This is a genomic window from Peribacillus sp. TH16, from assembly GCF_016651095.1.
In the GTDB taxonomy this organism is placed as follows: Bacteria; Bacillota; Bacilli; order Bacillales; family DSM-1321; genus Peribacillus; species Peribacillus butanolivorans.
Genome location: NZ_JAEKEM010000002.1, coordinates 1,357,047 through 1,378,716, shown reverse-complemented (window position 1 = coordinate 1,378,716; position 21,670 = coordinate 1,357,047). Strand labels below are relative to the sequence as shown.

20 protein-coding genes are annotated in these 21,670 nt (G+C 38.6%); 9 read left to right on the top strand and 11 right to left on the bottom strand.

What is annotated here, in order from left to right; all coding sequences use genetic code 11:
* From JFV29_RS06635 to JFV29_RS06620, 4 genes are all read right to left on the bottom strand, one after another.
* Complete coding sequence (locus tag JFV29_RS06635; RefSeq protein ID WP_201181916.1) at positions 1-180, bottom strand: spore gernimation protein GerPD; 180 nt, start codon at positions 178-180, stop codon at positions 1-3.
* Positions 170-781, bottom strand: coding sequence for a spore germination protein GerPC (gerPC, locus tag JFV29_RS06630; protein ID WP_201181914.1), 612 nt, complete (start codon positions 779-781; stop codon positions 170-172). The genes JFV29_RS06635 and gerPC overlap by 11 nt, the downstream gene beginning before the upstream one ends.
* Positions 782-857: 76 nt before the next feature.
* The gene (locus JFV29_RS06625; RefSeq protein ID WP_201181912.1) at positions 858-1,070 is read right to left on the bottom strand and encodes a spore germination protein GerPB; all 213 of its coding nucleotides are present in this window, start codon (positions 1,068-1,070) and stop codon (positions 858-860) included.
* Positions 1,071-1,097: 27 nt separating this feature from the next.
* Positions 1,098-1,319 carry a spore germination protein gene (locus tag JFV29_RS06620; RefSeq protein ID WP_201181909.1) on the bottom strand — a complete coding sequence of 74 codons (222 nt, stop codon included), beginning with the start codon at positions 1,317-1,319 and terminating at the stop codon, positions 1,098-1,100.
* Positions 1,320-1,545: 226 nt separating this feature from the next.
* Here JFV29_RS06620 and JFV29_RS06615 point away from each other — a divergent pair, with 226 nt between their 5' ends.
* The 4 genes from JFV29_RS06615 to JFV29_RS06600 all read left to right on the top strand — a co-directional run bounded on the left by JFV29_RS06615 (position 1,546) and on the right by JFV29_RS06600 (position 6,690).
* Positions 1,546-3,138 (top strand): long-chain-fatty-acid--CoA ligase, encoded by a 1,593-nt coding sequence (locus tag JFV29_RS06615; protein ID WP_201181907.1) that lies wholly within the window; start codon positions 1,546-1,548, stop codon positions 3,136-3,138.
* 535 nt (positions 3,139-3,673) lie between these two features.
* Positions 3,674-4,948: an MFS transporter gene (locus JFV29_RS06610; RefSeq protein ID WP_201181905.1), complete on the top strand. Its 1,275-nt coding sequence runs from the start codon at positions 3,674-3,676 to the stop codon at positions 4,946-4,948.
* A gap of 67 nt (positions 4,949-5,015) precedes the next feature.
* The gene (locus tag JFV29_RS06605) at positions 5,016-6,242 is read left to right on the top strand and encodes a DUF418 domain-containing protein (protein ID WP_207205089.1); all 1,227 of its coding nucleotides are present in this window, start codon (positions 5,016-5,018) and stop codon (positions 6,240-6,242) included.
* 106 nt (positions 6,243-6,348) lie between these two features.
* Positions 6,349-6,690 carry a YisL family protein gene (locus JFV29_RS06600; protein ID WP_053344957.1) on the top strand — a complete coding sequence of 114 codons (342 nt, stop codon included), beginning with the start codon at positions 6,349-6,351 and terminating at the stop codon, positions 6,688-6,690.
* Between the two features lie 85 nt (positions 6,691-6,775).
* Here JFV29_RS06600 and JFV29_RS06595 read toward each other — a convergent pair whose 3' ends face one another.
* Positions 6,776-7,342 (bottom strand): DUF2777 domain-containing protein, encoded by a 567-nt coding sequence (locus tag JFV29_RS06595; protein ID WP_056528121.1) that lies wholly within the window; start codon positions 7,340-7,342, stop codon positions 6,776-6,778.
* Between the two features lie 295 nt (positions 7,343-7,637).
* Between JFV29_RS06595 and asnB the strand changes: the two genes are divergently transcribed.
* Positions 7,638-9,485, top strand: a complete 1,848-nt coding sequence (gene asnB, locus JFV29_RS06590) for an asparagine synthase (glutamine-hydrolyzing) (protein WP_201181901.1) — start codon at positions 7,638-7,640, stop codon at positions 9,483-9,485.
* Positions 9,486-9,528: 43 nt separating this feature from the next.
* Here asnB and JFV29_RS06585 read toward each other — a convergent pair whose 3' ends face one another.
* A complete protein-coding gene (locus JFV29_RS06585) occupies positions 9,529-11,280 on the bottom strand; it encodes a glycoside hydrolase family 13 protein (RefSeq protein ID WP_201181899.1) in 1,752 nt (583 codons plus the stop codon).
* 397 nt (positions 11,281-11,677) lie between these two features.
* On the opposite strand from JFV29_RS06585, the gene JFV29_RS06580 reads away from it, so the two are divergent.
* From JFV29_RS06580 to JFV29_RS06565, 4 genes are all read left to right on the top strand, one after another.
* Entirely contained in the window at positions 11,678-12,922 is a 1,245-nt protein-coding gene (locus JFV29_RS06580) for an extracellular solute-binding protein (RefSeq protein WP_201183414.1), read from the top strand.
* A 150-nt stretch (positions 12,923-13,072) separates the two neighbouring features.
* Positions 13,073-14,608 carry an alpha-amylase family glycosyl hydrolase gene (locus JFV29_RS06575; RefSeq protein ID WP_201181897.1) on the top strand — a complete coding sequence of 512 codons (1,536 nt, stop codon included), beginning with the start codon at positions 13,073-13,075 and terminating at the stop codon, positions 14,606-14,608.
* 79 nt (positions 14,609-14,687) lie between these two features.
* Positions 14,688-16,337: a glycoside hydrolase family 13 protein gene (locus JFV29_RS06570; RefSeq protein WP_201181894.1), complete on the top strand. Its 1,650-nt coding sequence runs from the start codon at positions 14,688-14,690 to the stop codon at positions 16,335-16,337.
* A 341-nt stretch (positions 16,338-16,678) separates the two neighbouring features.
* The gene (locus tag JFV29_RS06565) at positions 16,679-17,722 is read left to right on the top strand and encodes a LacI family DNA-binding transcriptional regulator (RefSeq protein ID WP_201181891.1); all 1,044 of its coding nucleotides are present in this window, start codon (positions 16,679-16,681) and stop codon (positions 17,720-17,722) included.
* Positions 17,723-17,758: 36 nt separating this feature from the next.
* Here the strand turns inward: JFV29_RS06565 and JFV29_RS06560 are convergent, their stop codons facing one another.
* The 5 genes from JFV29_RS06560 to JFV29_RS06540 all read right to left on the bottom strand — a co-directional run bounded on the left by JFV29_RS06560 (position 17,759) and on the right by JFV29_RS06540 (position 21,553).
* A complete protein-coding gene (locus JFV29_RS06560; RefSeq protein ID WP_201181889.1) occupies positions 17,759-18,547 on the bottom strand; it encodes an MBL fold metallo-hydrolase in 789 nt (262 codons plus the stop codon).
* 119 nt (positions 18,548-18,666) lie between these two features.
* Positions 18,667-19,542 carry an SDR family oxidoreductase gene (locus tag JFV29_RS06555; protein ID WP_201181887.1) on the bottom strand — a complete coding sequence of 292 codons (876 nt, stop codon included), beginning with the start codon at positions 19,540-19,542 and terminating at the stop codon, positions 18,667-18,669.
* A gap of 329 nt (positions 19,543-19,871) precedes the next feature.
* Positions 19,872-20,363: a YajQ family cyclic di-GMP-binding protein gene (locus JFV29_RS06550; protein WP_053344966.1), complete on the bottom strand. Its 492-nt coding sequence runs from the start codon at positions 20,361-20,363 to the stop codon at positions 19,872-19,874.
* A 123-nt stretch (positions 20,364-20,486) separates the two neighbouring features.
* Positions 20,487-20,618, bottom strand: coding sequence for a DUF3941 domain-containing protein (locus JFV29_RS06545; protein ID WP_201181885.1), 132 nt, complete (start codon positions 20,616-20,618; stop codon positions 20,487-20,489).
* Positions 20,619-20,686: 68 nt separating this feature from the next.
* On the bottom strand, positions 20,687-21,553 hold the full coding sequence (locus JFV29_RS06540) for a DegV family protein (protein ID WP_201181883.1): 867 nt from the start codon (positions 21,551-21,553) through the stop codon (positions 20,687-20,689).
* Positions 21,554-21,670 lie beyond the last annotated feature (117 nt).

The following is a 21,670-nucleotide window of genomic DNA, read 5'->3' as shown; positions in this document are numbered from 1 at the left end:
TTATGCTTTTGGACCTAGCGGAACAAATGGTCCGACGATAAAAGATTCTGGGGGCGTATCGAATGCGGAAGATAGTTGGACGGTTTGGACGTCCCCAATGAGAAATAAAGCAGAGCTTGCTACCCCGGTAATTTGAATATCGCCAACACATAGTTGGTGATTGGTTACATTAAACTCCATTTGAATTTCCTCCTGTCTCGGCTTGTGAGTTGGTAATGAATTGAATCAAAGCTGCCTGAATATCAGACTTTACTTTTTCTCTGATTTTTTCTTTAACGTTATCCCGCTGCTGCGGTGCGCGTTCTGGAAACGTAAGATTATCAAAATACATGTTGATGCGTTGATGTAGCTGGCGCTCCACATCCTGTCTCATGAAGTCGTGATAGGCAGGTTCAAGAGATATTTTCAATTGTCCTTCCGTATCACTGATCATATTTTCTAAGTCTGAAAGAATCTCGTTGTAGATTTCCTGTGCGACAATCTCCCGGCCAGGAAATAGATAAGGTGCAGGTGGGACCGTTTGGTTATTTACAGCAAATTCATCAATGTTACTTAAATCATTAGGGTTTAAACCGATATTCAGCGTTCCATCTAAAGATTCGACCTTTAATTGATCAAATTTATATTCAATTTTATCAACGTGGATTGGCGGTTTTTTTTTCAATTCGGCAAGTTCATCTGTCAGGCGTTTGAGTTCGTGTTCAAGTTTCATAATCCGCTTATCCTGGGCTTCAAGAAAACGCTGCATTTGTATGGAATATGAATATAAATCATGATTCACGATTCAACACCTCAACTTTACCTGATATAAGTTTCATATATGACAGTATATGAAATTGATGGATGTAGGTGAATGCCTAAGAATTTGGAGGTCTAAATGGGACGAAAGTGGTCTCTGGAACTACATCAGCCTCAATCTGAGGAGCGGCTGTAGTGTATCCCCCGGTATTGGCTAACTCGGAGTATGGTTTAATCACTCCGGCGCTGCCTATTTGAAAAACGGATGAATTGGCTATGCTTTCAATTTTAATCATATTGATTTGAATCGTTTGGTGGATATTGAAGATCATGGCGACCTCCTTTCTAAAATAATACGGCTAGAGATTTAATACCAATGGCTGATCAATACCATCAGAATCATACGTATTAGTGGTACTGTAGGCATTATATAGTGAAACGGATTCCCCTGTATTAAAAGAGCCAGCACCTGCAAATGTTTTTGAAGTGGAATATGGACTTATCTTAAAGACGTCGCCAATATGGACAACTCCACTGCTACCGACGTTAATAACTTGAACAACTCCTACGATAGCCGGCATGAAAAATCACCCTTTTTTTTTTCTGTTTTTTCCCGAGTGAATAGGCAGTAAGCCTACCTTGTTATTGGAAGTTTCAATGTATTGTATGTTGTTTCCTTATTGATGTGATTCATCTGTCTATTTCATATTGTTATAGAACAGCGATAAATGTCATTGGATAATAAGATACAGATATGGTAATATAATGATAAATTCGCAATTTTCAAATAAAATAAGAGGTGATGAGATGAACGTACCTTTGGTATTATCGCATTTTTTGGATCGAGCAGCCTTACTATATGGCGATAAGAAAGCTATTATTGGAGATGATAAGCTCTTAACGTACTTGGAGTTAAATGGCCGTGTCAACCAGCTTTCTAATGGGTTAAGGGATATTGGAATTAAAAAGGGAGATAAAGTGGCTTATTTGGCACCGAATTCGATTGAAATGCTTGAAGGCTTTTATGGGGTATTTCAACTTGGAGCCGTAATTGTTCCTTTGAATATCCGGTTAACTCCTGCTGATTATGTATTCATTTTGAATCATAGTGAGTCCAAGGTGCTTTTCGTAGACCAGGATTTGTACCATCTTATTTCATCTGTTAAGGACCAACTTGAATCAGTGGAACATATCATTGTGCACTATAAAGAGGAAGAAATAAATGAAACCGATTACAACAAGTGGTTGGAGCATTTTGATAAAGAGAGCTTCGATCGGGAGCAAGTTGATGAAAATGATGTTTCGAGTCTCCTTTATACAAGCGGAACGACCGGTAACCCTAAAGGGGTCATGCTGACTCACCGCAATAACTATTTGCATGCACTAGGTGCGATGCATCATATCAGAGTCAATGATCGCGATACATATTTGCACGTTCTGCCAATGTTCCACGTGAATGGCTGGGGCGCTCCATTTTATTATACGGCCAATGGTGCCACTCAAGTTTGTTTAAGAAAAACCACCCCTGAATTGATATTTAATGCGCTTGAAAAGCATAAGGTTTCCATTATGCATATGGCACCAACCGTTCTTAATTCATTGTTTCAATATTATGAACAGAATGTGCCCACAATAGAGCAGGATATCCGTATAGTTGTTGCGGGTTCCGCTCCGCCGCCTGCATTTGTCACAAGGGTAGAAAAAGAGCTAGGGTGGGAATTTATCCAAATATACGGAATGACTGAATCAACCCCGATTAGTTTGATTTCATTGATTCGTTCTGAATTCGACGACCTTTCTGAAAAAGAAAAATACAAAATGAAAGCGAAAGCCGGTTATCCTATCATAGGCAGTGAAGTAAAGGTTATTCATGACAGCGGTGAGGAAGTAGCTCATGATGGCGTGGATATCGGGGAGCTCATTATCCGCAGTCACGGGGTAATGTTAGGTTATTGGAAAAATGAAGAAGCGACCATGCAGGCACTGAAAAATGGCTGGTTGCATACAGGAGATATGGCGACAATTGATAAGGATGGGAATGTCGATATTGTCGACCGTAAGAAGGATATAATTATAAGCGGAGGAGAAAACATCTCTTCCATTGAAGTCGAAGGAATACTATATGAACACCCGTATATTCTTGAAGCGGCAGTCATAGCCGTTCCTCATGAAAAATGGGGAGAGACGCCACATGCCTTTATTGTGCTAAAATCGGGGGTGGAGTTAACCGAAGCGGATATCAAGACCTATACACGAGAAAAATTAGCTCACTTCAAGTCAGTCACCAGTGTAACTTTCGTTAAGGAACTGCCAAAAACGGCATCCGGAAAAATACAAAAAATCCATCTTCGTAATGATTATTGGGAGGCTAAAGGAAAATCAGGTAGATTCGTTAATTAATGCTCGTAAACGCTGCTCAGTGATGGGCAGCGTTTTTTCATGTTCGACGACTAACACTGCTAAATTGTATTATAGATCCAGAGATGTGGAAGTTGGAAAATGAAATAAAATTGGGAGGATCTGCACTTATTTTAATTGTGTTCCCAGCTTGATTATTTGTTTCCTATTCTAAATCGTTAGAGAAGGTGCCTCACAAAAAAATATACATACTCTCTTTCGAATATCAAAATCCCTTTTATAATGTACAGTAGGATTGATTGGCACATATGACCACTTTAGCGGCCCAACATTTCCCTGCATGTAAAAACAATCTTTATATCAGAAAGCTCATATTCAATTAGTAAAGTAAAGGTAATTTTAACCTATTGGCAATTTTCCAAAGTATATTTGTAAACCATTCCTCTAAGCTCATTTTTCTAATATTCTTTATTTTATCAGATATTATCCTTGAATTTGTTCAATAAAAAAGCTCCTGTTGAACTATATAGTGTTAATATTATTAATATTTCAAATTATTGAGAATGTGGGTGTGAGCATGAATCGTTTTCATTATAGCTGGATTATTTTAATCATTACATTCTTCTCCATTATCGTAGCGGGAATAGTTAGGTCATCATCAGGGGTATTCATCGTACCATTTGAAAATGAGTTCGGATGGGATCGTTCCGTCATTTCTTTAGCCTTTGCGATAAGTCTTTTTCTATATGGATTATCAGGTCCATTTATGGCCGCTTTAATTGAAGTGCTTGGATTAAAGAAAATGATGGTGTTTGCCATGTCAACTTTATTGGCAGGGGTTATTCTCACATTTTTCATGGAGCATGAGTGGCAACTAATTCTAATTTGGGGGATTATTATTGGATTAGGGTCCGGACTATTTTTAACGGTATTAAGTCCATATGTGGCGAATCGTTGGTTCGAGAAGAGAAGGGGACTAGCAGTAGGGATATTAACAGCAAGTACGGCTACAGGTCAACTGGTTTTACTGCCTGTTTTAGCCATTATTATAGAGAATTATTCTTGGAGATGGGCGATTGGCTTAATTATGGTCCTTAGCTTAATCATGCTAGCAATCATCCTATTATTTATGAAAAACACCCCGAAGGAAGTTGGCATTCTTCCATATGGACTAGAAGAGGAAAGCCAAGAGGCTATTTTAGTTCAAAAGAAGAATCCCATTGTTATGGCTTTCCAGTCTTTAATTGAAGCAGTGAGAGTAAAGGAATTCTGGTTATTAGCAGGAAGCTTTTTTATATGTGGACTTTCAACGAGTGGATTGATAGGGACTCATTTCATTTCTTACTGTATTAGTTTTGGATTACCTGTTGTTACGGCTGCGTCTCTGCTTTCTTTTATGGGAATCTTTGATCTAATTGGTACGACTGTATCTGGCTGGTTATCAGATCGTTTTGATAACCGTTGGTTGTTGTTTTGGTATTACGGTCTAAGGGGGGCTTCTCTCGTATTACTACCTTTTGCGCTACAAGAAGGCTCAATCATCCTACTGATTATTTTCTCTGTGTTTTACGGATTGGATTGGATAGCGACTGTACCTCCAACCATTAGTATCTCAAGACAAGTCTTTGGGATAGAGAAAAGTGGAATTGTATACGGTTGGATATTCGCGTCCCATCAGGCAGGTGCAGCAGTGGCGGCGTATGGCGGGGGACTTATATTTAAAATATTCAGCTCCTATACATGGGCATTCTTTCTTGCAGGAATCTTTTGCGTATTGGGTAGCTTGTTTATCATACTAATAAAAAAACAAAAATCGGATTTATTGGTTAAAGATGATGCAATGAGGCTATAAAATATTCGTGTACGCTCCATTTCTTATTCTTGTACCTTTTTGCAACAAGGACTGGAGCTAAATCTGAATGAAAGAGGGTGAAACTGTGAAGGACACGATGGTTCCATTGCAGGAAAGTAAACGGATTGTCAGCATTGATATTTTACGGGGATTAGCCATTTTGGGGATCTTTTTAGTGAATATGCCTTCTTTTCATTCTCCGCTCTTGTATATAGATGGTGTTGAACGATGGACTGAAGGTTGGGACCGGATTTTGTACAGATTCAGTGATATTGTTGCGCAAGCCAGTTTCTATCCGCTATTTGCGTTTCTATTCGGTTTCGGGGCAATCATACTAGCGGTACGATGTGAGGAAAAGGGTGTTTCATTTCCTTTCCTATATATGAAAAGACTCTTTTTTCTACTAATGCTTGGGTGCATTCATGCCTTTGCCATCTGGCATGGGGACATACTTATTAATTATGCGATATTTGGATTTGCATTTTTACTTTTTTATAAGGTGCGGGGAAAGAATTTGATTTTGCTGGGCTCGTTTTTTTATGTCATGCCTTTTGCGATATTGGGCTCGCTTTTTCTTATTATAGGAGTTTTTGATAGGGAAGAGATGGAGATTACGACTGATTTGACGATGATGAAACAGTCTCTTCAAATTTATCAATCTGGTACATTTACGGAAATAATAAGTCAAAGGGCACTAGATTGGTATATGGTGAATAACCCATTTAATGCTATTATCCTCTTTTTATCCATTTTTCCGTTCTTTTTAATTGGTGCTGGCGTAGCAAAGCAAGGCTGGCTACATAATCCAGTTCGGTATAAACGACAATTGAAGGCGATATCGATCGTAAGCTTGATATTAGGATTGTCGATTAAGGTTCTGCCATATGTGACCGTATACCATTTTGGCACGATATTTGTGCAGGATTATTTTGGTGGACCGCTACTGACGATGTTTTATATCACTGGGATTACTCTGCTGGCTGAAAAAACCAGAGCTTCTCGCCTGTTCCAAGCGCTTTCGTATGTCGGTAGGATGTCGATGAGTAATTACTTATTTCAATCGATTGTTTGTACGTCCATTTTTTACTCGTATGGCCTAGGCTTATATGGCACAGTCTCTTACACAACAGGGTTTATCTTACTTCTTGGTGTGTTTTTCGTTCAAATTCTACTCAGCCTATTGTGGATGAAAATGTATAGATACGGACCGGTTGAATATGTATGGCGTTTTGTTACATATGGTAAAAAACCAATTATGAGTCGGAGAGGACTAGTGGAGAAGAAATGTAAATGATGTTCATTAAATTGTTGGTTTTAACTATTTAGGCGAAACCTTAGTTTTGTTTTTTTGTAAAAGCCTATGATATGATGAAATAGAAACTGAACGAGGGGGCAAAAAAATGACTCATATACACATTACAGCTTGGGTTATCGGAATCATTCTTTTCTTTGTCACATATTCGATGCTTAAAAGTGGAAATCCGAAAGCAAAAATGGTACATATGATAACACGTTTATTCTATCTATTGATTTTCCTTACTGGCGGAATGCTGATTACAGATTTTGGTGTTTACGCAGTGAAAATGATTGTCGGAATCATCGTTATTGCCGCGATGGAAATGGTGTTGGTCCGTACGAAAAAAGGAAAAGGCACGAGTGCAATGTGGATATTGTTCATCGTTGCATTTATTTTCGTCCTTTATTTAGGGCTCTCCCTACCACAAGGAATGGACTTTTTTTAAGACATAATGAAAACGGGTGAATGAGGATATCTCATTCGCCCGTTTTTTTTATACTCGAAACTGGTGGGAATTGTGTTATATTTTTTTATTGTGAATTCACTTTTTCTATGATGATCCGTTTTCCTGTGTTCAGGGTGAACTCAAAGCGATCGTGATCCTTTTTACCATATGAAAAATGGTGCTGAACGAGGCAAATTTGGGCTTCATTATCAAAGGTGAAGAAGTTTACCCCGGACTGGTTAGAGAGTGCCCTTAAAAAAGTGAGCTGATTATAGCTATATATACAATCATAAATAGAAAAATCAAGTGAATTTAAGGTCGTTACAAATTGAAAAAAAGAGTCGTCGTTCAATTCTTCCAATAATCTTTCAAAAGAGTAAAGCAGTTTTTTGCGAATCCGGATGGGTTCATTTTCTCTTAAGAAGGTTATTTCTCGATGAAGGAGGATTTTCCCCTCTTCTTCTACCACTCCTTGCTGCCAACGGCCCCCCCTGTACACTTCGATGATACTGTCAATGTGGTCTTCAATGGAACAAGCCTCATCAGTTTCATCATCAAAAAAAATCCATTGTTGATTGATATTTTCCACTGTTCCTTCGGTAAAAGCTCTCGTTTGTCTGTTCATTAACTTAGTTCGTTGTTGCTGACTCATACATATACCTCCAATAGTGGAATCCTCACCTACTTTTTAGTCAAAATCCAATGAAAATATAACTGTATATTTTAAAATATTATGGACAAATAACCAACTTTCCGTCTTTGCATAGGCTATGTTTAAACAGTGGATGCTTTGCTCAACAATTCATTATTTACATGAATGTTGAGGGTAGGGGAGTCCCACGGAATCATGCTAATAAATACTTAAGATTTCTTTGCAATTGGCGCTCAATTCAGAAATATAGGGACGGATATTTTTTTGATAGACCGGATAGAAAGGATGAAGTGTGATGTGTGGGATTACAGGCTGGGTGCATTTTCAAAAGGATTTACGGACAGAAACAAAAACACTTGAAAATATGACAAAAACGTTGGCAAAGCGGGGCCCGGATGAGGAAAATGTTTGGAGCGAAGCCCATGTTGCTTTTGGTCATAAAAGGTTGACGGTTGTCGATGCAGAAGGCGGAAAACAGCCGATGACGAAAGAACACGAATACGGCAGATATACGCTTTGTTATAATGGAGAGCTATATAACACCGAAGACATTCGAAAACAGCTATTATTAAAAGGATATTCCTTTAAAGGTCATTCTGATACAGAAGTTTTACTAACTTCTTATATAGAATGGAAAGAAAAATGTGTCGACTTGTTTAATGGGATTTTTGCGTTTGCGATTTGGGATGAAAAAGAACAGAAATTATTCATCGGAAGAGATCGGATGGGAGTAAAGCCATTCTTTTATGCGGAAAGAGACGGTGGGCTCATTTTTGGTTCGGAATTAAAGGCAATCCTTGCCCATCCTGACGTCAAAACGGAGATCGACCGCGAAGGCTTATCTGAAGTGTTTGGCGTTGGTCCTTCCCGAAAGCCAGGATCAGGTGTATTTCATAATATCCAGGAGTTAAGACCTGCCCATGCGCTTACCTTATCAAGGAAAGGGCTCCGAATTTGGAGGTATTGGAATGTGAAAAGTGAAGAACATCGAGATACCCTCGATGAGACGGCCGAGAAGGTCCGCTTCCTTGTTAAAGATGCAGTGACGCGACAACTCGTATCTGATGTTCCACTATGTACCTTCTTGTCAGGAGGACTGGACTCAAGCGCTATTACGGCTATTGCAGCAAATGCCTATCAAAAAGAAGGTAAAGGCCCGCTTCATACGTATTCTATTGATTATGAAGATAATGAACGATATTTTAAGGCTAATGATTTCCAGCCTAACTCTGATGGGCACTGGATTAAAAAGATGTCGGATACCTTTAATACGGTGCACCATTCATCGATAATTACTCAAGAACAGCTAACAGATTATCTAACCGAAGCGGTTCATGTCCGTGACCTCCCCGGCATGGCGGATGTCGATTCTTCTTTGCTTTGGTTTTGTAAGGAAATTAAGCAGGATTTTGTCGTGGGTCTATCTGGAGAGTGCGCGGATGAAATCTTCGGAGGTTATCCATGGTTTCATCGTGAAGACGATTTGAGTCGTGCTGGGTTTCCATGGATGAGATCGACTGGAGAGCGGGTATCTTTATTGAAAGCGGGATGGCGTGAGAAATTAAAGTTGGAAGAATATGCGCAAGAAGCCTATTTAACAACTGTTGCTGAAACACCTAGATTGGAAGGAGAAAGTGGTGAAGCGGCAAAGCGCAGGGAGCTTTTCTACGTGAATTTATTATGGTTTATGACGACACTTCTTGATCGGAAGGATCGAATGAGTATGGGAGCCAGCCTGGAGGTTCGCGTGCCGTTTGCCGATCATCGCCTTGTGGAATATGCATGGAACATTCCTTGGGAAATGAAAATGGCTGGAAACCGTGAAAAGGGGATACTGCGAAAAGCATTGGAAGGATTGTTACCGGATGAGGTTTTGTACCGTAAAAAAAGTCCATACCCTAAAACCCATAACCCGATATATACGGACCGTGTTCAAGGGTGGCTGAAAGACTTACTAACGGACAAAAGTTCGGTCCTGCATGAGTTTTTCGATAAACAGAAGCTAACCGATATTGTAGATTCTAAAGGTGCTGCCTTTAAGGTACCATGGTTCGGGCAATTGATGTCTGGCCCTCAGTTACTAGCCCATTTGGCGCAAACTCATGTGTGGTTCAAGGAATATGATATTCAGATTATTGAATGAAAAAACGGGGCTGGATGATATTCTTTGCCCCGTTTCTCTTTTCTCAATGATTAAATGCGAGAATTTTATATTGATAGCCATCTATTTCAAATTGACTATCCTTCGTTGTTTCTTTTGTCCTTAAATCTGTAAGTGAACGGCCTTCTAAATCAAAAGGAAGCGTAAATGATTGCTGGACATCCGTCGGATTAATTAGTATCACGACAGAACGAGCATCGTTGTACTTTTGGTAGGCAACTATATTTTCGTTTCCGGTTGTATCAAGGAATTTAAACTTTCCATCATTTGCAAGCAATCGTTCCTCTTTTCTTAACAAAATTAAAGCTTTAATTTCATTAAGAAGCTCGCTATTCTGTTTTTCTTCTTCCCAAACCATACATTTTCGGCAACCTGGATCTTGGCCTCCGGTTAAGCCAATTTCATCTCCATAATATATACAGGGACTGCCATTGAATGTCAGCAAGATAGCGTGGATGAGCTTAGCTCGAGCTACGTCTTCCCCACAATCCGTGAAAATCCTAGGTGTATCATGGCTACCGAGAAGATTGAACATCACGTCAAAAACATTGGTGGGATAACTTTGATAGACAGCTGTCATTTCCTCAATAAACTGGCGCGCATGGATGGTTTGCGAAGCGACCAGGCGGAAAACATGGTTAGTAAATGGGTAATTCATGACGGCATCAAACTGATCGCCGCGTAGCCACGGCATGGAGTCGTGCCAAATTTCACCGAGAATATAAAGATCAGGTTTGATATCTTTCACCGTTTTTCGGAATTCACGCCAGAATGGTTGATCTACTTCATTGGCCACATCAAGTCTCCAGCCGTCTATATTGAATTCCTCAATCCAATAAGTTGAGACTTCGAGCAGATATTTTTTTACATCCGGATTCGCAGTATTCAATTTTGGCATCGATTCAAAAAAACCGAATGTTTCATAATTAGGTCTTTCCCCTCCTTTTAGAGGAAAGCCGTGAGGATGAAACCAATCCTTATATTCTGAGTTCTCGCCTTTTTCAAGGAGATCCTGGAAAGGAGGAAAGTAGTATCCACTATGGTTAAAAACGGCATCCAGCATGACACGGATATTCCTTTTATGGCATTCCTCGATTAGTGTTTTCAAAGTCTCCTTTGTTCCGAATTGCGGATCAATTTCCCGATAATCAATCGTATCGTATTTATGGTTAGAGTATGCTAGGAAGATCGGCGTAAAATAGATTCCGTTAATGCCAAGCTCCTCTAAATAATCAAGGTGTTCAATGATTCCTTCGAAGTCTCCACCAAAAAAATTATCTACGGTCGGGTCTTCACTACCCCAAGGTTTTGCACCTTCAGGATCGTTGTTAGGGTTTCCGTTCGCAAAGCGTTCAGGGAATATTTGATACCAAATAGTATCTTTGACCCATTCTGGTGCCCCAAATACTTCATTTTGATGAAGATAGGGGATGGCGAAATAGCTCCCGGGGTCATTCGGAGGTTCATTAAAGAATCCCTTTTCCGTGTAAATGACCTCTTCATCTCCAGAGAGAACTTTAAATCCATACCGAATCCTTCTGTAGGGAGGCTTCACATAAATATGCCAATAATCATAATGGTTATCGCTGCCGGAGAGGCTCATTGCTTTTTCTTCATGCTGCCATTGTCCTTTATCCGAAATATATGGGTCTCCAAAAATAAGTCCGGCGTATGAGATATCCTGTTTTTTTGTACGAAGTCGGATATGAAGAGTTTCAGCGTTGGTGGTATAAGCGTAATTGTCATTAGCTCTATGATGGATGGATGAACGTTCCATAGAAAACCACTCCAATTCTTAAAAGAATATTTGAGGAAATTAATATTGAAAACAGGGAATTTTAGGCTGTTATGAGGTTTTCTATATGTAGTTAAAATTTAGCCATTTTTAAGTAGTATTAAATGCTATTTTTCCAATATGGTTATATACCCAATTAATAGAAAAAAGCACCTATTAATTAAAAAATAACAAAAAGTACTCATCACTACAAGAAAATAAATAGATAAAGGAAAATGTTGTAAAAATCGAAGCCTTTCATATAATGATAACAGAAGGATTTGGTGCCGCTTTCATTATTAAAAAACTTTATTCGATTAGATGGGCTGGCAAACTGAAGTGTAAACAATCTGGTGCTTTTGGACATGATAGAATAAACATTTTAAAAAGGAGAATGAAAGTGAAGAAGTTGATTTTTCATTTATTCATGTCCATGTTCTTGATTGTTATTGGAAGTGCTTGTGAATCCAGTTCAGAATTGGAAAGTAAAATAGTAAAAGAAAATAAAAAAATCGAAAAAGAAGACACGAATGAAGCGAAACCAGAAAAATTGATCGTTTGGGAGGAAAAAGGTAAAGCAAATGGTCTAAAGCCGGCGATTGAAGCATTTGAAAAGAAATACGGAATCAAGGTTGAATATGAAGAGATAGAAATGGCTAATGAGATGTATGACCAACTTCGTCGCAATGGGCCAATCGGGAAAGCTCCAGATGTAGTGACTTTTTCGCATGAAAAGGTCGGGCGGATTGTGAAAGAAGGCCTGATTCAGGAACTGAAGGTGAATGAAGACGTACTAAATACCTTTATTGAATCCTCAATCCGAGCCGAAATGTATCAAGGAAAGGTTTTTGGACTTCCAAAGTACGCTGTAACCTCTGTTTTAATTTACAACAAAAAATTAATGGCTAACGTTCCTGAAACGATGGATGATTTATATAAAAAGGCGAAGGAATTGAGAAAAGGAAAAGTATACGGTTTCTATGCTGAATGGAATGACTTATATGATGCGTATGGAATAATGGCCGGGATGGGCGGTTATGTATTTAAAGAAAAAGATGGGGATCTAGATCCTACGAACATCGGATTAAATAATAAAAGTGCTGTAAAGGGTGCTAAGTATATTCAAAAATGGTATAAAGCAGATGTGATGCCAAAAGGGGACGAAGCAGCGATAGAGAAGTTGTTTATAGAAGGGAAATTGGCTTCTTTCATGAGTAAAGGTAGTACACTTTCTGATAGGAAGAATACAGGGGTGGCGCCATTGCCTGTATTGCCAAATGGCCAGCCGATGAAAACATTCATGGATATCAAAGGCTGGCATGTAACAGCCTTCACAAAATATCCTTACTGGTCTACAAAGTTAGTAGAATTTTTGACAAAAGATAAATATGCAATGCTCCGCTATGAAAAAACAGGAGAAATACCTCCTGTAAAATCTATCATGAACAATGAAGCAATCAATGAAAATGAAAGAGCACAAGCCTTAAGCATACAATTACAATATGCTGAACCTGTGCCGAATATACCGGAAATGAATGAAGTATGGAAGCCGATGAAATCTGCCATGAAAGAGATAGCTTCTGGAAAATCAAAGCCGAAAAGGACTTTAGATGAAGCAGTAAAGAGGATAAAAAAAGAATATTAATTTGCGAATTACTTTTTCCAATTCGACCGCGTTCATTTGTATCTCCATTTTGTCCCTTTAGTGTAAAGATTTTTATAATTTGGATTTGACGTTATTGGGGCAAAAGGCTAATCTTAAAGGCGTAAAGAGATAGCTAGGAGGAGAGCGGATATGAGAAAAAGAGTGTTATCACTCGCTTTAATTCCGTTGCTTCTTTTTTACGCCATTCCAGTAGGAGCAGCTGAAAAAGAACAACGAACATGGAAGGACGAAATCGTATATTCATTAATGATTGACCGATTTTTCGATGGTAATACACAAAATAATGGAGATGCAGATGTAAATAATCCTTCTGCTTTTAATGGTGGAGATTTTGAAGGTATTACAAAGAAACTAAATTATTTAAAAGATATGGGATATACCGCTATCATCCTATCGCCGATTTTCGCTAATGAAGAAAATGGCTATCATGGGGATTGGGTTAAAGATTTTTATAAAACAGATGAGCACTACGGTACGATTAAAGAATTTAAAAAACTTGTGAATGAGGCTCATAACCGTGATATGAAAGTAATTATTGACTTTCAGGTCAATAATGTAGGCCCTAATCATTCTTGGTTAACTGATCCTAATAAACAAGACTGGTTCCATGAAGAAAAAGAGATTTCTAATGACAGTAATCAGGAAGATTTGGAAACAGCCTGGATCGATGGCCTTCCGGATTTGAATCAGGATAACAAGGAAACGCGAGATTATTTGCTTGATGCTGCCAAATGGTGGATTACGGAAACGGATATTGATGGGTACCGTCTGAATAAAGTCCAATACGTAGCAAAGGATTTCTGGAAGGATTTTGTCGAAACAGTCAAGTCTGAAAAATCAAATTTCTATACAATTGGCGATGTTCAAGGTGATGCCGACCTGATTTCCAGCTATAAGAAAACGGGTATCGATGCTTTTATGGCTTATCCGCAAAATGTTGAGTTAAAGGAGACATTTGCTGCGCCCGATAAAGATTTGAATCCGGTGTTTGATGCATTTATGAAAAGTGAAGATGTAAGCGAGAGCAAAGGTTCGCAGGCATTGTTTATGGATACTCAGAACATGCCTCGTTTTACAAAGGCTGCAGCCGATCATAATGAAAACCCCGGTACACGGTGGAAAATGGCGTTATCATATCTTTATACGATGCCAGGAGTACCAATCGTATTTTATGGATCGGAAATTGCCTTAAACGGCGATAAGGCCCCTGATAATCATAAATTAATGGATTTCAAGACGGAACAGGAATTAGTGGATTATATAACGAAGCTTTCTGAACTTAGAGACATGTATCCTGCTTTGACAAAAGGGGATATGGAGCTTTTATATGAAAAGGGAGGAACATCGGTATTCAAGCGCGTCTATGGTGATGAAACAATAGTTGTCGCCATGAATAATACGACTGAAACTCAATCGATAATCCTCACTGATAAGGAACTTGAAAAGAATAAAGAGTTGAGAGGTATGCTGAATGGGGATCTGGTCCGTAGTAAGGACAACAGCTACTCAATCGTAATCGACAGGGAGACGACAGAAGTCTACACTCTATCACCTAAGTCGATTATAAATATTCCTTACCTGTTTGTTATAGGATTGGTTCTTGTTATATTTGGTATATTTATTGCTTTGGTTATTAAACGTTCAAAACGAAACCAGCCAAAATAATCATATACCTCTCGATTTTTGGTAGCTGCAAAACATTGTCCCCTTGGCTTTGTGGAAAACAGAATCGGGAGGTTACAGCATGAATAAGACCTGGTGGAAAGAAGCGGTTTGTTATCAAGTCTATCCCCGTAGCTTTATGGATAGTAATGGTGATGGAGTGGGAGATTTAAGGGGGTTAATTTCAAAGCTGGATTATCTGCAGGAACTTGGAATCGATGTTATTTGGATTTGTCCATTTTATAAGTCACCCAATGCAGATAACGGCTATGATATTAGTGATTATCAGGCAGTTTCTGAAGAGTTTGGTTCGATTGAAGACATTGAACTTCTGTTGAAAGAGGTTCACCAACGTGGCATGAGAGTGATACTTGATCTTGTTTTGAACTATACAAGTGACGAACATCCATGGTTCGTTGAGTCGCGTTCCTCCCGAGATAATCCGAAACGAGATTGGTATGTTTGGAGAGATGGCCAAGATGGCCGGGAACCGAATAATTGGGAAAGTATTTTTTCCGGAAGTGCTTGGAAATTCGATGAATTGACCAATCAATTCTATTTACACCTATTTGCAGAAAAGCAGCCAGACTTAAACTGGAAAAACAAAGATGTAAGGCAGGCTCTGTATAAAATGGTTAATTGGTGGCTCGATAAAGGCATTGATGGCTTTCGAATAGATGCTATCACACATATTCATAAGCGTGAAGGCCTACCGGATATGCCTAATCCGTATTGGCATCAGTATGTACCTGCCTTTGAAATGCATACCAATCAGGAAGGGATTCTGGATTATCTACAGGAATTAAAAGATGAGACTTTTTCTAAGTATGATATCATGACGGTCGGTGAGGCCAATGGTGTCAGGATTGAGCAAGCTGAAGATTGGGTCGGAGAAGTGAATGGAAAGTTCAATATGATTTTTCAATTCGAGCACCTTGGACTTTGGAATCGTGGACAGAATCAGAATGTTGACGTTAATGGTCTAAAACGTACCATGACTAAATGGCAAAAAGGGCTGCAAAACAAAGGATGGAATGCTTTATTTTTTGAAAATCATGACCAACCTAGAAGTGTATCGACATGGGGAAATGATCATCAATATTGGTTGGAAAGTGCGAAAATGATTGGGGCCCTATACTTTTTCATGCAGGGGACTCCGTTTATTTATCAAGGGCAGGAAATAGGTATGACGAATGTCCAATTTGATTCGATAGATGATTATGATGATGTCGGAATGAAAAATTTTTACCGGATTGAGACCTCCAAAGGTCGTTCACATGATGAAATCATGCACATCATATGGCATAGCGGCCGTGATAATTCTCGAACACCAATGCAATGGAACGATAAGAAAAATGGTGGGTTTACGGATGGCACACCGTGGATGAAGGTCAACTCCAATTATCGGGCAATTAACGTAGAACAGCAGAAGAATAATCCATCTTCTATTTATCATTTTTACAAAAAGATGATCGAACTTCGAAAAAAACACCAGGTTTTTGTTTACGGAGAATATGAATTATTATGGGAAGATCATCCTGAACTTTATATTTATACAAGGAATATGAATGGTGATTCAGCTAAGGTTGTATGCAACTTTAGCACAAATTATCATCAAATTGACCTGTCTCATTGGGGGAAAATGGAACTTTTACTAGCGAATTATGATGATTGTCCGGAAGAAACAATGGTTAATTTGCGACCATATGAAACAAGGATTTATCGTTATTAACCTGTAATACCTTTCTGGATTATAAATGGAAATAAGCTTTAAATCCAGTATTGTTAGTCGTCTGACTTCTGTCCTCGCCCAAAGACACATGCTGTTTTTTAGGAGCTGATCTTAAATCAGCTTCTTTTTGATTTTTAAAAGAGAAGTAAAAAACAAAAAAGTAAGTATTTTCTGAAAATTGTTGAAAACAGTTAAAAAAGTATGGATATAACTATTGAAGTGAGTGTATTATAGATACATACAAATGTATAATTATAAAATAAATTAGAAAAGTGTTTATTGGTTTTCACCTTTTTTTTGAATGAAGTCAATAAAGGCTAAAGAGGGGAGAGGGGAAACGCATGGCCGTCACGATAAAAGATGTGGCACAACTGGCGAATGTTGCTCCTTCAACAGTTTCTCGAGTGATTGCTAATAATCCTCGGATAAGTGAAAAAACAAAGGTACGAGTTCGTAAGGCAATGGAAAAGTTAGGATATCATCCAAACTTCATTGCTCGTAGTCTTGCTAATCAATCAACTAGGATCATTGGATTGGTGTTACCAAGTTCGTCAAACGTTTTTTATCAAAATCCATTTTTCCCGGCTATCCTCCAGGGTCTTAGTGAAGGGGCTCAGGAAGAGCATTACTCTCTGTTACTAAGCACGGGGAAAACAGAGGAGGAAGTCTACGAAGGAGTCGTGAATATGGTTCAAGGGGGAATGGTGGATGGAATTATCCTTATGTATTCAAGGATGAATGATCACATTCTAACCTATTTACAAGCAAGGGCTTTTCCGTTTGTTGTCATTGGGAAACCCTATGATTTTATTGAGGAGATAACGTATGTTGATAACGATAATGTCTTGGCTGCCGAACAGGCAACTGACTATCTCATTCAATTAGGCCATGAAAGGATTGGATTCATTGGAGGAGATGTAACTTTTGTGATGACCCTCGATCGATTATTAGGATATGAACGTGCATTGAAAAGGGCTGGTATCGTTCCAATAAGGGAATATACTATACATGAGGACTTTTTACATGAAGGTGGACTAGCAGCAGCGAAAAGATTACTATCGATTGACGAGCCACCAACCGCTCTTGTCGTCAGTGATGATCTTATGGCACTAGGAGTCGTACATTCTCTTCGAGCGATGGGAGTACGGACTCCTGAGGAAATGTCAATTGTCAGCTTTAATAATGTTCTTTTCTCTGAGCTATCACTACCTGCCCTAACTTCTATAGATATTAACATTTTCGATTTAGGATATCAGGCCGCTAAAAGCATCATTCAAAAATTACAGAATGGTGATACTCCGGCAGGGTCCATTATTCCCCATCATTTTGTGGAAAGACATTCTTGCAGACCAATAAAGCAAGAAGCGATGGCTATGACTTATTAAACAAAAAGAGTATTGTGTAAAAGCAATGCTCTTTTATTAAAATTGTACACTGAAGCTTTTGAATGTATGGACACCGGTTCCGTGTTTGGCTAGTTTGTTCTCTTTAAGGTACTGAAAGGCTTCCAGGACTTCATCAAAAATCTTTGGTTCGAGACCGAGTTGGTTATGTCCTCCATAGATTTTGGAAACTCCTTTGATCTTAGCAATTTTTTTCAATGAATTAACAAGGTCTACTGGGTTTGTTGAGGGATAAAAGGCGTAAATTGGAGTCTCGGCATAAAGTAAATCACCGGTAAATAAATATCCTGTTTTATAATCTAAAATTGAGATGTGTCCCGGGGAATGCCCCGGTGTGTGAAATATACCTAAGATCCGGTTTCCTATATCAATAGTATCCCCATCTGAAAGGAGCTTATCAGGATTCCCTTGGTATGGCTTGTATGTAAAAGGATCAAATAATTCTGGGACGGGTATGGTGATATCGCGAGACATATCTTTTCTAATTTGTTTCAACGACAATCCTTTAATTCCGTTAATCAGCCAGTCGGCATCATCATTATGAACATAAATAGTATCAAAATCACCATGACTCCCAATATGATCTGCATGCACATGTGTCGTCAGGACGATAATAGGAAGATCTGTTAACTGGTCTGTTATCCGTTTAATCGTATCTATGCCTAACCCAGTATCAATTAACGCAGCCTGGTTCTCTCCCAACAGTAAAAAGGAATGTACCTTCTCCCAATGACCATATTCACTGATCGCAAACGTTTTCGAGTCTAATTCTTGAACGGTAAACCATGGATCCACAATGTACGTCAAAGAAAATCACTCCTCACTTAGACTTAGATTTCTATATGTTCAGTCAAAATCCTTCGTAAATAATGAAAAAAAACAGTGGATTTCATTTACGAAAACCACTGCTTTTGAAGTTTATTTCATTATCCGTTTACAACGGAACCACCGTTAACATGAATAACTTGTCCGCTGACATAGGATGAATCATCGCTTGCCAGATATACATAGGCAGGTGCTAATTCTTCTGGCTGGCCAGCGCGGCCCATAGGTGTATTTTGACCGAATTTGGCAACATCTTCTTCTCCGAATGAGGCAGGAATAAGTGGTGTCCAGATTGGACCTGGAGCAACACCATTAACTCTGATTCCATCTTTTGAAATAGAATTCGAAAGTGCTCTTGTGAATGCTAAAATTGCGCCTTTAGTTGATGAGTAATCGATTAATTTTGGATTACCTTGATAGGCTGTGATAGAGGTTGTATTAATGATGCTGCTTCCTTTTTTGAGATGTTTCAACGCAGCTTTTGTTAAGTGGAACATCGAGAAGATATTAGTTCGGAACGTTTTTTCTAATTGTTCAGCTGAAATATCAAGGATGCTTGTCTGAACGTGTTGTTCACCTGCGTTGTTGACTAGAATATCCAAACCGCCGAACTCATCGACAGTTTTTTTGACGACATCCTGACAAAAGGCTTCATCGCCAATATCTCCGGAAATGAGTAAACATTTCTGTCCCTCTTTTTCGACCAATTCTTTTGTTGTTTTAGCATCCTGATGTTCATCTAAGTATGCAATTGCAACATTAGCTCCTTCTTTTGCGTAATAGATAGCGACGGATTTACCTATTCCGCTATCTCCGCCAGTTATGATTGCGGTTTTCCCTTTTAATTTGCCGCTTCCTTTATATTCAGGTTTAACCGACTTGGGGTTCGGATTCATTTTTGTTTCCACACCAGGCTGATGCTGTTGATGTTGCGGTGGAAATCCTTGTTTATTTTGGTTTTGATTTTGACTAGTCATTAAAACCCCTCCTGTTTAATTATCTACACTATTCCTATTCCTTGCTTTTGGAATATGAAAACACGGTAAAAATAACCAATAAAATAAATCTGGAGTAAAATCCCCATTACTTTAACTTAAAACAATAGATTAAATCATTTTTTAATAAGACCTGTAGAAAGCCTAGAAGAAGGGCATAATGTCTAAGTAAAAAGTATATGAGATTCTTCGGATATAAGGGAACATGAATAGCATTTCCATATTCCATTATGGTGATTCATTCGGAAAAAGGACTGAGAGCGTCCTAGAACATAAAAAGAGACCCACCCATAGTGGGTGAGCCTCTAATATTAGCGGTAATTTAAAAATTGTACGTCAATGGATAGGTCAGCGCCTCGGATAGCAGAGATAATACCTTGTAGATCATCCCTGTTTTTTCCAGTTACACGGATTTGGTCATCTTGTATTTGACTTTTCACTTTAAGTCCGCTGTTTTTAATGATGGTATTGATTTTTTTCGCTTGTTCCTTATCGATGCCTTGAATGAGTTTAGCCCGTTGGCGAACAGTACCACCAGAAGCGCCTTCTAATTTTCCGTAATCCAGGTTCTTAATAGGTACGTCACGTTTAATGAGCTTACTAATTAGAACATCCTTTAATTGATCGAGTTTATACTCATCGTCAGATACTAAAACTAAGTCTTCTTTATCAATGGTAATGCTACTTAAGCTTCCTTTAAAATCATAACGGGTCTGAATTTCTTTCATAGCCATAGTAACTGCATTTGTTACTTCTGAAAAGTCTACTTTGGATACAATATCAAATGAATTTTCCTTTGCCATCACTTACCTCCAGCAGGGTTTATTTCCTTTATTATAGAGAAAGTAGGATAGGAAGACAACCATATAGGCTGTATATGTATATATCGACAACTACATATAAAAAAGCAGGGGACAGCCCCCGCCTCATTTATGGTCTGTTTTCTTCGAATAAGAGTGCTTACTCGCTTCGAGGTTTTCCTGATAAGAGATATTTCTTTCAGTATTTATAGCTTGGTTATCTTTTGGTTTTTTATTGTTATCAGTTGTTTTTGACATAATAAAACTCCCTTTCATAATCATGATCAATATATATTGTTCACAATTATGAAAGAGAGTATGTATGTTTATGATTTCGCAGGGGTATCGTTTAAGAAGAAGAGAGCAATTGTTCCAGGACCGGCATGAGCACCAATTACGGAACCAATTGAATGAATCATGAACTCAGTTGTCCCAAATTCATGTTGTATGGCGTCCTTCCACTCCAATGCGGTTTCTGCATCGTCACCATGACTGATAGCGATCGTTTGGGTTGTCAAATTTTTGCCTCGTTCATGCATTAATTCGATAACTCGTTTAATTAATTTCTTTTTACCGCGTATCTTTTCGAGTGGAACCAGCTTTCCTTCTTCAACATGCAATAACGGTTTAATGTTTAATAATCCGCCAACAAGGGCAGATGTTTTGGATATACGTCCGCCACGAGCTAAGTATTCAAGATTATCTACTGTGAATAGATGCTCCATATGATGAGTGCGGAATTCGATGTCAGCTAAAATCTCTTCTTTAGAGGCGCCGCTTGCTGCTAGTTCGGCTGCCCTTTTTACGATTAACCCGACTCCCATTGAAGCACATTTCGTATTGACGATTTCAATGTCCAGGTCAGGGTATTCATCTTTTACCTGATTATGAATCATTACAGCTGTTTGATAAGTTCCTGATAACTCAGAGGAAAATGCAATATAGATACCTTGTCTTTTCTCCTTAGCAAACTGTGTGAAAAGTTCTATAAAGTATTCCGGAGAAGCTTGCGATGTTTTTGGAGCTTTTCCGTCAATCATCGCTTGATAGACTTCATGAGAATTAATGGTAAGTAGGTCTTCATAATTCTCCCCATCAAGATGAACTTGTAAAGGGATTAATGATACATTGTTTTCCTTATAGAAAGACAATGGCAAATCACATGCACTATCTGCAAGAATTGTGATAGCCATAATACACCTGCTTTCTTTTTACAATTTTTAGTAAATGGGTTTTACTCTTTTTAGTGTAGCACGTAACGGCAAAATTTCAATCTCTTCATAAATAGAATAAATAATTAAGGGTAAAAA

What these genes read in the sequence shown, in the direction of transcription:
- JFV29_RS06635 (WP_201181916.1), bottom strand. Translation starts at nt 180, where the DNA reads ATGGAGTTTAATGTAACCAATCACCAACTATGTGTTGGCGATATTCAA.
- JFV29_RS06625 (WP_201181912.1), bottom strand. Translation starts at nt 1,070, where the DNA reads ATGATCTTCAATATCCACCAAACGATTCAAATCAATATGATTAAAATT.
- JFV29_RS06620 (WP_201181909.1), bottom strand. Translation starts at nt 1,319, where the DNA reads ATGCCGGCTATCGTAGGAGTTGTTCAAGTTATTAACGTCGGTAGCAGT.
- JFV29_RS06615 (WP_201181907.1), top strand. Translation starts at nt 1,546, where the DNA reads ATGAACGTACCTTTGGTATTATCGCATTTTTTGGATCGAGCAGCCTTA.
- JFV29_RS06610 (WP_201181905.1), top strand. Translation starts at nt 3,674, where the DNA reads ATGAATCGTTTTCATTATAGCTGGATTATTTTAATCATTACATTCTTC.
- JFV29_RS06605 (WP_207205089.1), top strand. Translation starts at nt 5,016, where the DNA reads ATGAAAGAGGGTGAAACTGTGAAGGACACGATGGTTCCATTGCAGGAA.
- JFV29_RS06600 (WP_053344957.1), top strand. Translation starts at nt 6,349, where the DNA reads ATGACTCATATACACATTACAGCTTGGGTTATCGGAATCATTCTTTTC.
- JFV29_RS06595 (WP_056528121.1), bottom strand. Translation starts at nt 7,342, where the DNA reads ATGAGTCAGCAACAACGAACTAAGTTAATGAACAGACAAACGAGAGCT.
- asnB (WP_201181901.1), top strand. Translation starts at nt 7,638, where the DNA reads ATGTGTGGGATTACAGGCTGGGTGCATTTTCAAAAGGATTTACGGACA.
- JFV29_RS06585 (WP_201181899.1), bottom strand. Translation starts at nt 11,280, where the DNA reads ATGGAACGTTCATCCATCCATCATAGAGCTAATGACAATTACGCTTAT.
- JFV29_RS06575 (WP_201181897.1), top strand. Translation starts at nt 13,073, where the DNA reads ATGAGAAAAAGAGTGTTATCACTCGCTTTAATTCCGTTGCTTCTTTTT.
- JFV29_RS06570 (WP_201181894.1), top strand. Translation starts at nt 14,688, where the DNA reads ATGAATAAGACCTGGTGGAAAGAAGCGGTTTGTTATCAAGTCTATCCC.
- JFV29_RS06565 (WP_201181891.1), top strand. Translation starts at nt 16,679, where the DNA reads ATGGCCGTCACGATAAAAGATGTGGCACAACTGGCGAATGTTGCTCCT.
- JFV29_RS06555 (WP_201181887.1), bottom strand. Translation starts at nt 19,542, where the DNA reads ATGACTAGTCAAAATCAAAACCAAAATAAACAAGGATTTCCACCGCAA.
- JFV29_RS06550 (WP_053344966.1), bottom strand. Translation starts at nt 20,363, where the DNA reads ATGGCAAAGGAAAATTCATTTGATATTGTATCCAAAGTAGACTTTTCA.
- JFV29_RS06545 (WP_201181885.1), bottom strand. Translation starts at nt 20,618, where the DNA reads ATGTCAAAAACAACTGATAACAATAAAAAACCAAAAGATAACCAAGCT.
- JFV29_RS06540 (WP_201181883.1), bottom strand. Translation starts at nt 21,553, where the DNA reads ATGGCTATCACAATTCTTGCAGATAGTGCATGTGATTTGCCATTGTCT.